Origin of the sequence: Amycolatopsis sp. NPDC059027, assembly GCF_042739735.1 — a bacterium.
Lineage (GTDB): Bacteria > Actinomycetota > Actinomycetes > Mycobacteriales > Pseudonocardiaceae > Amycolatopsis.
Genome location: NZ_JBHYIK010000013.1, coordinates 113,519 through 122,290, shown reverse-complemented (window position 1 = coordinate 122,290; position 8,772 = coordinate 113,519). Strand labels below are relative to the sequence as shown.

Here is an 8,772-nt window from a genome sequence, read left to right as displayed (position 1 = left end):
GCCCGGGACCGGGTACCCGCCCGGTCCCGGGCCACGGCGTCCAGGAGTTCTCATGCCCCACCGCCAGAAAACCCTTCTCCGCGGGCTGGTCACGCTGTCGACCGTCACGGCCTGCCTGCTGACCGCGTGGGCGCCGGCCACGGCGCAAGTGTCCATCGTGCCCGATCGGACCTCCGGCGGTGGTACCAGGACCTTCGCCTTCCGGATGGCCAACGAGCGGAAGGACACCAGGAGCACGCGGCTCGAGCTGGCCTTCCCGGAGACACCGCCGATCGCCTACGTCCGGGTCGATCCCGTGCCGGGGTGGACGGTGAACATCCGTCCCCGGCCGTCGAGCCCGCCGCCGAGGGCAGGCGACCGGACGGCGGGCGAGGTCGCCGCGTCACTCGTCTTCGAAGGGGGCGCGGTGCCGCCGGGAGAATTCGAGCAGTTCCTCGTCACGATGGGACCTTTGCCCGCCGACGGACGGCTGGTCTTCGACGCGACGCAGAATTACGCCAACGGCGCGGTCGCCCGCTGGACCGGGGCCTCCGCCGGACCGGCGATCCTGCTCGGTTCCGGTGCTGTGGCCGGTGCCCCTTCGGTGTCGGCCACCGGAGGACCGGGGCAGCCGCCCACGGTGCCCGCGGCCGAGCACCCGGCCGCTTCCCGCGGAACCGCCGCCGGCGGTGGCTCGCCGTTGGTCCTGTTATGGGGTGCGCTCGGAGTCGCGGTGGCAGTGATCGCCGGAGTCTGGCTCCAGGCGCGCCGCCGCAAGGCACGTACCGCGGAGTCCAGCGTGGATCTCTTCGACGAACCCGGGCAGACGGACGACACCAGGGCGAGCACCCGATGACCACGGTCCAGGATCGTCCACAACGGACAGTGAAGCACCGGAGCGGTTCCTGGGTCCGGGTCGCCGCCTTGCTGTCCCTGGTCGCGATCTGCTGGGGGACACTGCTCGCCACGACACCCGCGGCGACGGGGAACCCGGTGCTCACCACGACCTCGCCCGGCAACGGGCAGCTCGTCAAGTCACCCGATCACGTGCTGCTCACCTTCGACCGGCCGGTGCCCGCTGGACTGGCCACGGTGCGCGTCCTCGACCCGGCGACCGGGCGCCAGGTCGTCTTCGAGCGGCCGGTCCATCCCGATGGCGATCGGAACACGATCTCCGTGCCGATGCCGAAGGAACGGCACCAAGGCACGTACGCGGTGTCATGGTCGCTGCCATCCAGCGGACTCCAGCCCATCAGCGGCTCGTTCACCTTCGACGTGTTCGCCTCGATCCCACCCGAGGGCGTGCCGGAAATCGAGACCACGCACGACGTCACGGTCACGGTGGTCCACGCGGCGAGCCGGGCCGCGGCGATCGCGGCGATGCTGCTCCTCACCGGCGCGGTGTTCTTCGTGGCGGCCATCGGACCGTCCGCCGCAAGGTCGCGGATTGTCGTCAGGCTGGTCAAGTACAGCTGGTGCGGGCTGGTCGCCGCCACGCTCGGCACCTTCTTGTCGTTCGGGCCCTTCGCGTCGTGGGCGACGCTGAGTGGCGCGTTCGATCCCAGGCTGCTGACGGCCACCGCCGAATCGGATGTGGGCGGCGCCTTGCTCGCCCGGCTGTACCTCTTGGTGCCGGTCGCTCTCGGCATCGCGCAGCTGATGACCAGCCCGCTCGCCGGGACCTCGCGGGAACGCTGGGTGCGTGGCGGGACCGTATTGGCGTGCGCGGCGGCGTTGTCGGCCACCTGGACGTTCGCCGATCCTCGTCCGGAGGGCGCCCCGTCACCACTCGCGCTCGCCGTGGACGCGCTGTTGTTCACGACGATCGCGGTGGCGGTCGGCGGTCTCGTCCTGCTGCGGATGTCAGGCGGCGAAGAGCGCGATGTCGTGTCGCGCTTCGCGCGCCTGGCGATCGGGTGTGCCGGAAGCCTCGTCGTGGCTTGCGGATATCAGGTGTGGCGTGGCCCGCGCGAGTTCGGCTGGCTGCTCACCGGGACGCTCGCGCTGATGCTGGTGCTCGTAGCCGTCGCCGCGCTCTGCCGAGCCTGGGCAGGCCGGCTACCGGTGGGCGGGAAGACCGCCGGCCGGGAAGTGAGGCCGCGGCTACGCCGGGTTCGTTCCCTTCTCCTGGCCGTGAATGGAGTCGCCGTTCTGGTGCTCGCCGGAACGGCGACGCTGGTGACCGTCGTGCCTTCGCAGGCAGCGCACGCGCAGGGCGTCACGGCCACGATTCCCGCAGCGGTCCGGCAGCAGGTGGCGCCGGCCAGGCTCGCGTTCGACACCGGGAAACCGGGCGGCCAGGGCTCCCTGGATCTGGTCCTGATCCCCGCCACCGGCCACCAGGGCCGGGTCCGGCTCGACGTGCACGTCACCGTGCTCACCGACACCGGGAAGACGAGGGACGACACGGCGCTGACGGGAGTGTTCACCCTGCCGGATCAGCGTGCCCCGGCGGTGCCCGTCGTGTTCGGGCGTCGTGCGAGCGGCTTTTCGTCGGGCACGGCGAGCCTTCCCGAACGCGGCCGGTGGAAGCTCGCGATCACCCTCCGGACCGCTGACGGGGGCACGCAAACGGTCGCCCAGCCCATCGACGTTCGCTGAACGACGCGTCCCGGCCGACGAGGAGTTGCTTTGCACGCACCGGAAACCGAACCACGGGCGGAGGCACAGGGCCGCCGGGCCCACCGACGGAATCCCTCGCCGGGGCTGAGCACCACGATCCAGACCGTGGCCCGGCGCGTGCACTTCCTGGCGGGCATCCTGGTCGCGCCCTTTCTCGTCGTCCTGTGCCTGACGGGACTCGTGTACGTGTTCAGCCCGCAGATCCACGAGAACCTGTACCGGTCGGACTTGTTCGTCAACCGGGCCGAGGGCACACCGCGGTCGTTGACCGACCAGATCCGGGCGGCGCTCACGGCCCATCCGGAATCGAAGCTGAAGTCGGTCGTCACGGCACCGAGCCCGGATCGCACCACACGGATCGTGCTTTCGGTCCCGGGGCCGGCAGGGACCCCGGACCGGACGGTATTCGTCGACCCGTACACCGGTTACCTCAACGGCGAGCTTTCCACGGTCGAGAACCGCCTGCCCGCCAACACATGGTTACGTCAGCTGCACAGCAACCTGCACCTGGGCAACCCGGGTCGGCTCTACGCGGAGCTCGCCGCGAGCTGGTTGCCGATCGTCGTCGTCGGTGGTCTGGTCCTGTGGCTCGCCAAGACCCGCCGCAAACGCCGTCCGCGCGAAGTGTTCCTGCCCGCGGTGCGTGACAAGAAGGGCTGGCCACGGGTACGGGCGATGCACGGGGCGCTCGGTCTGTGGCTCACCGTCGGCCTGGTGGCCGTCGGCGTGAGCGGCCTGACGATGTCCCAGTTCGCCGGCGGCCGGGCGAACGGGGCGGCCGATCCCCTTCACCTGCGGGCACCGGTGCTCACCGCGACACCCGTGCCGATACCGGCCGGTGTTCGCCAGATCGGTATCGATCAGGCGCTGGGGATCGGCCGGGCCGCGGGACTGAGTGGCGAGTTGGTCGTCACCTCGCCGACGAGTCCTGGCGTGCCGTTCACCGTCACGGAGATCAGCGAGGGCCTGCCGATCCACCGCGGTGCCGTCGCGATCGATCCGTTCACGGGCACGGTGACCGAGCGGATCCGCTGGAGTGATTACCCGGTCCTGGCGAAGCTGAGCACGGTGGCGGCCGAGTTCCACACCGGCTCCCTGCTCGGGCTCGCGAACCAGATCATCCTCGCGGTGCTGGCCGTCGCAACGCTCGTGCTGATCGCTTGGGGCTACCGCATGTGGTGGATTCACAACCCGTATCGGGGGCGGTGGGCGTCGTTGCCCCGGCCGGTGGCACGCCGGCTACCCCGTCCGGCGCTGATCACGACGCTGCTGGGGATCGCCGTACTGGGTGCGATGCTGCCCGTGTTCGGCGCCAGCCTCGTGGTGTTCCTCCTCGTCGACGCCGGCGTCGGCAGGATCAAACGACCCAAGAAGCCCGTCGCGGCAAGGGTGTCACCGAGGCCGGCCCCGCGGCCGGCGGGATCAGAGGGATGAGGACGAGGCGGGGAACGGCCCGTCACACCGATGCGTAGCTGTCGGGCCGTCGTTCGTCGAGGTGCCGTGGGGCGTGCCTGGCGCCCGTCGGCTGGGCGTCGAGATCGAGTTCCGCGACCGCGAGGGCGGGCCTGGCGCCGGTGCGGGCCCTGATCACACCTCCGGAGTCGACGACCTTGGCCTGACCGACGAACCGGACGCCGTGCAGCGAACCGGTCTGGTTGGCCGAGACGAACACGATCTGGTTCTCCGCGGCGCGGGCACAGTCGTACAGGTCGAACAGACGGGCTTGCCGATCCCTCGACTCGGTTGTCCGCCCGCCGGCCGCCGGCCACGCCGAAAGGCAAGCCACCACCCGTGCCCCGTCGAGGGCGAGCGTTCGCGCGGATTCGGGGAACACCTTGTCGTAGTCGATCACCATGCCGAATCGGCCGACCGGGGTGTCGAAGGCGGCGAACCGATCACCGGCCGCGTGGATGGACGGTTCACCGGAGGGCTGGTGCACTTGGCGATGGCGGCCGAGTATCCCGTCCCCGGTCACGCAAACCGCCGAGTTGTACCAGTTACCGTCGTCGGCGGCCTCGTGATAACCGGCGCAGACCACCATCTCCGCGGCGATCCCCGCGATCCGGTGCAGGTGCTTGTCGTCCGAGCCGAGCGCGGGCGGCAGCGTGTCACAGCCCGTCCTCGGCAGGGTGAAGTGGCAGCCGCCGAGTGTCCCGTCGGGGAAGACCAGCACGGAAGCACCCGCCCGGCGTGCGTCGTCGACGAAAAACGCGATCCGCCGCATGTCGAACTCCAGATCTCGGCCGAAATGCGCGGCTACGGTCGCGATCCGCACGAGACTGCTCATGTGGCGTTCTTCCTTTCCGCGATCGCTCGAGCCAGGTACCTCTGAACAGGACATGGCGCTCTCGCTCTTCTTGGCGCCCTACCTGATACTCGGTGCCCGGACAGTGACCATCGAAATACAAGAGATGCGACGAGTTCGAGTGGTCTCCAGGCGACACGATGGCACGCCGCCCGGCTTTTGACCAGCGGCTGCCGAAATGGGCCGCGTTCGCTGCGTAACCTGGCCGAAACGACGCGTCGTGTCGACGGTATGCACAGTTCCCGATCCTGGTGGGGCAACTGCGTACCGCGACAGCGGGCCTGTCATCCCCGGTTGTGTCCGGCGAGTGGTTAAGCGGCTCCCCGGCAAATATGTTACGCCCGCCCGACGCTCACAACCTGGCGCGCATCTCGTTGAGCTGCGGGTGGGCGAGCGTCGATACCGGCGACGCGGGTGCGTCGGCTGGCATGTATTTGAATTGCGACCCTGATCGAATGGATCGAAGAACCCGGATTGCCCGCCGTGAAAAGTAATGTCGACGGAACTTTGGTTATATGGTGGTAACGCTGTCGCAGGATCGCGCAAGCAGGACCGCGATCTCCTTGCACGGACACTGCCCGTGGCCGGAACGAGCTGGTCATCCGAACCGTCCAGTCCGGCCTCGGGCTCCGATTTCTCAGCATGAGCGATGAGGGAAAGGCGCCCGTGAGATGTCAGGTGGGGACCAGGAAGACGAACGCGAGTGAATCGTTGCGGACGTGTCGAAACAGATATGGATGACATCGAAACCGGGGTGTCAAGCGGATCCCGGGATGAGCCTGGCGGGTGTTCCGCTTACCGGTCAGGTGGCGTCCGGCGTGGAGACGACGTGAGCCTGGTCTGTGGCTTCCGAGCGGAACAGGAGAAGGCGTGTCCGGATACGCCCTGCCCGCGAGGGTAACGGGGGGTGGGACATGGGCCGGCTCCTGCGAGAGCGGGCGACCGGGCGAGAGTGGTGCGTCGAGAACAGTGACCTGGCCTGGGAAGCAGGCGGCTACGATCCGACCCGCTTCGAGGTGCACGTGATCGGCGAGCAAGTGGTCGGTGCACCGGACGGCTATCCCGACTCGGTGTCGCCGACAGGCCGTTCCGCCGAGGCGCCCGAGCCGCTGCTGCGGTCGCTATTCGAGGTCACGCAACTGAGCATCCACTTGCATGACGACGGCGATCACGCGACGATCACTATCCGGCTTCCAGCCGAGCAAGTACCCCAGATCAGCCACATGGCGGAGAGGATCACGGAAACCATGTCCGACTCACAAGCCGAGCCCGCGCGCCGCGCCGGCCAGCCTTGTGAGGATGCTGTACGTGCCCCCGGAGAGATTCGAACTCTCACTGGACGGGTTTTGAATCCGTTGCCTCTGCCAGTTGGGCTACGGGGGCCGCGACGGGAGAAACTCTACGGGATCACCCGGTCGCGGTGATGAGCGGGCCCAGGTGTCGGCTGGGCCACTACGTGGTGAACGCCATCTCTGCCGACTGGATCGTTCCCGGTAGGCTTCGGATTCGCGGATAACCGCGAACCAACCGTCCCGCCGAGTCGTCAGGAGGACCCCGGTGACCGAGCAGGCTGCCGAGGCCAACGGTGCCGTCACCGTGCCGCAGCGTCGGGTACTCGTCGCGGAGGACGAAGCGCTCATCCGGCTGGATCTGGTCGAGATGCTGCGTGAAGAGGGCTACGAGGTCGTCGGCGAGGCCGGCGACGGGGAGCAGGCGATCAACCTGGCCGCCGAGCTGAAGCCCGATCTGGTCATCCTCGACGTCAAGATGCCGAAGCTCGACGGGATCGAGGCGGCATCCAAGATCACCGGCGACCGGATCGCACCGGTCGTCATCCTCACCGCGTTCAGCCAGCGTGACCTGGTCGAGCGAGCACGCGACGCCGGCACGATGGCCTACCTGGTCAAGCCGTTCGCCAAGCGTGACCTGGTGCCGGCCATCGAGCTCGCGGTCAGCCGGTTCGCCGAGCTGCAGGCGCTCGAATCCGAGGTCGCGGGGCTCACCGAGCGTCTGGAGACCCGCAAGGTCATCGACCGGGCGAAGGGACTGCTGATGAGCCGCCAGGGGCTCACCGAGCCCGACGCCTTCCGCTGGATCCAGCGGACCGCGATGGACCGCCGGACCACGATGAAGGCCGTCGCCGAGGCGGTTGTCGAGAGCATCGGCTGATCCTCCCGAAACAGTGACGGGCGCGACCTGCTTGGTCGCGCCCGTTTTTCGTGCCCGCTTCCCGTTCGCCGGGGCAACGCGGCCTGCCTCTCCGGGCATATTTGCTACCTTCGATTCCCCGATCGGCCGGATCCGGGACCGGACCCGCGTGAGAGTCCTAAACTTTCGCCACGATTCGGTCGGCTCGTTCCTGTTCCGCCCGAAGTGTCGGTGCCTACTCAGCGTTATCACCCGATTGTCACAGTACGACGATCGGGTGTAAATCGTCCGTTAACGCTCGTGACGACCGTCACGATGTGGATACAAGAGGCTGAGTGACTCTGTGCAACACCGCCACCGGCGGCTACGTTCAGCGCCCAGTCAGGTCCTACGGGACTGCCGCTCATCGGGGCGGCTGGTCGGCATTTGGAGGAAGAGTGTCAAGAGCACGACTCACGCGGATCATCGTGCTGGCAGCGGCCGCATCAGTGGCACTGACTGCGTGCGCGGCGCGTGACCAGGGCGGTTCCAGCGGCAACACCAACTCGTCGGCGGCCGCGCCGCAGCAGGCCGCCAACGCGGCCGACCCCAAGGGCGACGGCAAGGCCCAGTGCTCGGGGGCGACCATGGCCTACATCGGGACGATCAACGGCGCCAACGCCGCCCTCGGCCAGAACATCCTCTACGGCGTCGATCTGGCCGTGAAGCAGCACAACACGGCCAACCCCGGCTGCCAGGTCCAGCTCAAGCAGTTCGACAGCGAAGGCAAGCCGGACAAGGCGCCCGGTGTCGTCTCCCAGGCCATCAGCGAGGCCTCGATCATCGGCGTGATCGGCCTGCCCTTCTCCGGCGAGTCGAAGGCCACCGGCGACCTGTTCGAACAGGCCAAGCTGGTGCACATCACGCCGTCGGCGACCAACCCGGCGCTGGCCGACCACGGCTGGAAGACCTTCTTCCGCGGCATGGGCAACGACAGCGTGCAGGGGCCGGCCGCGGCGAAGTTCATCACCGAGAAACTCCAGGCCAAGAAGGTCTGCGTGATCGAGGACGACTCCGAGTACGGCACCGGTCTCGGCTCGCAGGTGAAGCAGGCGCTGGGCGCCAAGGCCGCCTGCACCGACAAGGTGAAGACCGGTCAGACCGACTTCTCGGCCGTCGTCAACAAGATCGCCAGCGAGAAGCCGGACGCGATCTTCTACGCCGGGTACTACAACGAGGGCGCGCCGTTCGCGCAGCAGCTCAACGACAAGGGCGTCACCGCGAAGTTCGTCGGCCCGGACGGTGTGAAGGACCAGGAGTTCGTCAAGAACGCCGGCAGTGCCGCGAGCAGCGCCTACTTCACCTGCCCCTGCGTGCCGGAGGACAACTTCAAGGACTTCACCGCCGCCTACAAGCAGATCGAGGGGCACGACCCCGGCACGTACTCGCCCGAGGGCTACGACGCCGCGACCGTGCTGCTCAAGGGCATCGACAAGGGCATCAAGGACCGGGCCGGTCTGCTCGACTTCGTCAAGAACTACGACGGCCAGGGCCTGACCAAGAAGTTCAAGTGGAACGAGAAGGGCGAGCTCTCCGACGTGCCCGTCTGGAGCTACAAGGTCGAAAACGGCAAGATCGTCAACAACGGCCAGATCTGATTTCCGTCAACCTTGCCTGTCCAAGCAGGTGACTCGGGCATGCGCGTGGGGGCCGATCGTCCCCCCGCGCCAGCCCGAGCC

6 protein-coding genes and 1 tRNA gene are annotated in these 8,772 nt (G+C 68.2%); 5 read left to right on the top strand and 2 right to left on the bottom strand.

Annotation, left to right across the window (positions count from 1 at the left end; translation table 11 throughout):
• Positions 1-52 precede the first annotated feature (52 nt).
• The 3 genes from ACFWY9_RS11895 to ACFWY9_RS11885 are packed head-to-tail and all read left to right on the top strand — an operon-like array spanning position 53 to position 4,035.
• A complete protein-coding gene (locus ACFWY9_RS11895) occupies positions 53-835 on the top strand; it encodes a DUF1775 domain-containing protein (RefSeq protein ID WP_378338819.1) in 783 nt (260 codons plus the stop codon).
• Positions 832-2,580, top strand: coding sequence for a copper resistance protein CopC (locus ACFWY9_RS11890; RefSeq protein WP_378338818.1), 1,749 nt, complete (start codon positions 832-834; stop codon positions 2,578-2,580). Before ACFWY9_RS11895 ends, ACFWY9_RS11890 begins: the two co-directional genes overlap by 4 nt.
• A 30-nt stretch (positions 2,581-2,610) precedes the next feature.
• Positions 2,611-4,035, top strand: a complete 1,425-nt coding sequence (locus tag ACFWY9_RS11885) for a PepSY-associated TM helix domain-containing protein (RefSeq protein ID WP_378338817.1) — start codon at positions 2,611-2,613, stop codon at positions 4,033-4,035.
• A 22-nt stretch (positions 4,036-4,057) separates the two neighbouring features.
• On the opposite strand, the gene ACFWY9_RS11880 is transcribed toward ACFWY9_RS11885, so the two are convergent.
• Together ACFWY9_RS11880 and ACFWY9_RS11875 are read right to left on the bottom strand one after the other, a co-directional pair.
• Entirely contained in the window at positions 4,058-4,888 is an 831-nt protein-coding gene (locus ACFWY9_RS11880) for a carbon-nitrogen hydrolase family protein (RefSeq protein ID WP_378338816.1), read from the bottom strand.
• A 1,327-nt stretch (positions 4,889-6,215) separates the two neighbouring features.
• A tRNA-Leu gene (locus ACFWY9_RS11875) sits at positions 6,216-6,289 on the bottom strand.
• A gap of 174 nt (positions 6,290-6,463) precedes the next feature.
• Between ACFWY9_RS11875 and ACFWY9_RS11870 the strand changes: the two genes are divergently transcribed.
• Together ACFWY9_RS11870 and ACFWY9_RS11865 are read left to right on the top strand one after the other, a co-directional pair.
• Positions 6,464-7,075, top strand: a complete 612-nt coding sequence (locus ACFWY9_RS11870) for an ANTAR domain-containing response regulator (RefSeq protein WP_378328219.1) — start codon at positions 6,464-6,466, stop codon at positions 7,073-7,075.
• Between the two features lie 446 nt (positions 7,076-7,521).
• The gene (locus tag ACFWY9_RS11865) at positions 7,522-8,691 is read left to right on the top strand and encodes a branched-chain amino acid ABC transporter substrate-binding protein (protein WP_378328308.1); all 1,170 of its coding nucleotides are present in this window, start codon (positions 7,522-7,524) and stop codon (positions 8,689-8,691) included.
• Positions 8,692-8,772: the final 81 nt, after the last annotated feature.